The sequence below is a fragment of the Gluconobacter sphaericus NBRC 12467 genome, assembly GCF_006539125.1.
In the GTDB taxonomy this organism is placed as follows: Bacteria; Pseudomonadota; Alphaproteobacteria; order Acetobacterales; family Acetobacteraceae; genus Gluconobacter; species Gluconobacter sphaericus.
On the sequence record NZ_BJMK01000076.1, the window covers coordinates 1 to 2,000 of the forward strand.

Annotated in this window: 1 protein-coding gene; it reads left to right on the forward strand. The window is 50.0% G+C overall.

The window, feature by feature from the left end:
- Positions 1-1,853, forward strand: a 1,853-nt coding sequence (locus GSP01_RS14495; RefSeq protein ID WP_141354667.1) for a Hint domain-containing protein, incomplete at its 5' end; no start/stop codon positions are given.
- Positions 1,854-2,000 lie beyond the last annotated feature (147 nt).

Below are 2,000 nucleotides of genomic sequence, written 5' to 3' on the forward strand. Positions count from 1 at the left end.
TTGGTATTCAGGGTACTGGATCAAATGTTACGATTGATACAGGCGCTGTTCTGGAAATTGCTTCTGGTGGCTTGGTAGAAGGTAGTACAGTTGACGGCGGAACAGGTCACGTCGACTCTGGTGGAAGTCTTACAACGACGATAATTGACAATAGTGCCATCGTATACGTGAGTGCGGGCGCTACAGCGTCAAATCTGACACTTGAAACGTTCGGTACTGTCGCCGTCAGTTCCGGAGCAACTGTTTATAACACCGTTATCTCCAGTGGCGGTGGTCTTGGCCTCGCTGGTACTGCTTCCGGAACGATCGTTAACTCTGGCGGTGTGCTGGAGATCAGTTCCAATGGTGTTGCCCAGGACAATACCATTACCAGTGGCGGGGCCATTGATGCCGATGCAGGCAGTGTCGTAGGCACAACGACGGTGTCAAGTGGCGGATCGCTTACTGTCGCAAGCTCAGCCACAATTTCAGGTGTTGTCACAGTAGAAAATGGCGGATCTGCAACAATCTGGAACGATGCTGGCGGAACCATTGACCTTGTAGGAGACACGAACCACGGACTGACCATTTCGGGCCTCGAAAATGGTGGCACAGTCAGTACGGTCATTAGCGGATATACAGGAACGGGACCCAGTGACTCAGATTCAATAGACTTGGCGGGTGTTTCTCCTACAGGTGCAACATACAGCTATCCATCCAATGATCAGGTTGTCATTACATTAAGTAGTGGGAAGACCATCACGCTTAATATCGAAGGCGTCAAAACAACGGGATTCACTCTCGTTAGTGATGGCAATGGCGGGTCTTTTGCTGAAGTCTGCTTCCTTGCGGGAAGCCTGATTTCAACCCCGTCTGGAACGATCGCCGTCGAAAATCTTCTGGCTGGTGATAACGTTACAGCATATGTCGATGGGGTCGAGACAGTCCGTCAGGTAACGTGGGCAGGTCAGGCCCGCTGCACGGTCCGTCCACACCTTCCTTTAGATGAGGCAGGTTATCCCATCCGCATTCTCAAAAATGCAATCTCTGATGGCATTCCTTTTAAAGACATGCTGATCACCTCCGAGCACTGCCTCTTTTTCGATGGTAAGTTCGTGCCGGCGCGGATGCTTGTGAACGGTCGTTCGATCTTCTATGACACCTCGATCACGTCCTACGATTACTATCATATCGAAACTGCTGATCACTCCGTAATCATGGCTGACGGCATGCTGACGGAGAGTTATCTCGATACCGGAAATCGTCGTGCTTTCCGTCAAAACAACGATGTCGTCTCCATTCCCCTCAGTCGTAATCTCTCCTGGGCTGACGCTGCAGCCACTCTCACGGTATCCCGTGACATCGTGGAACCACTCTTCCGCAACTTTGAGGCCCGTGCCGAAGAGCAGAACTGCCCTGTTCAGTCAGAAACTCCGTCTCTGACTTATAACAACGACCTGCATCTCGTGACGAACACAGGCGCAACAATCCGAATGGCCCGGGCCAATAATGATCAGGTTATCTTTATGATACCTGTCGGTGTCGACAGCGTCCGGATCATCTCTCGTACCAGTCGTCCATATGATGCGATTGGACCCTTTGTAGATGATCGTCGAACACTGGGGGTTCTAATTGGGGAAATCAGACTGTTCGAAAGTAACGCAACCCGCATGCTGAGCGCTCATCTAACTGACGAAAATCTTTCCGGATGGAGTAATGTAGAAGACGGAACGATGCGTTGGACCAAAGGAAATGCTCTTCTTCCTCTTGGACATCGCTACGTGGGCAGTATCTCTCTCTTATCTATTCAAATTCTCTCCTCTGGACCCTACCTGATGACGGAAACGACATTAGACGAATCTCTTCAAGCATAACAAACAAGAACCCGGTGACTTCACATCACCGGGTTTTCCTTGTACCGTGACACAATCATGCCACATAGAACCTTGCTGTCTCCAGGACAGATCTGGAGCCCCAAAGATCAACAAGAATTTCCTAGAAAAATTGTTGATTTGATGAAA